1 pseudogene is annotated in these 399 nt (G+C 60.7%); it reads right to left on the bottom strand.

The features are described 5' to 3' along the window. Nucleotides 1-352, bottom strand: a pseudogene (locus tag ACFC3J_RS14680) (alpha-ketoglutarate-dependent dioxygenase AlkB); the annotation flags it as partial. Nucleotides 353-399: the final 47 nt, after the last annotated feature.

Raw genomic sequence — 399 nt, 5'->3', positions numbered from 1 at the left:
GGCGATCGCGGTGCCAGCCGATGCCTGCGCCAGGATCATATCGAATCAGGAGTGCCTGGGCGAGGTTGGCGGAATCAAGGCCAGCAAAGGCTGCGGCCTTGTCGCGCGCCGTCAGTAGCCAATCAGGCATGGGATCCGTCGGTCCAAAGCGTGCGTGTTCGAAATCATAGCGCCAGCCGAAGGAACTGGTCAGGCGCTTGCCGAGCCAGCCCTGAAAGCGAAATGGTTCAAGCGCAGTCGTGTCGATCCCGGCGATCAACCTCAATTCTTCTTCGCGCGAGATGAGGTCGTCACGATAGGAAAGGCCCGGGATTTTCGGGGGCTCGAACAGGTCGGGAAACAGGCTGGCCATCTACGCTTAGATTGGGAGGCTTGACGCGCAAGGCAATCGCGCAGGTG

It is taken from the genome of Sphingobium sp. (genome assembly GCF_041987595.1).
Taxonomy (GTDB): Bacteria; Pseudomonadota; Alphaproteobacteria; order Sphingomonadales; family Sphingomonadaceae; genus Sphingobium.
The sequence above is the reverse complement of the archived record's forward strand: the minus strand, read 5'-3'. Positions and strand labels throughout refer to the sequence as shown.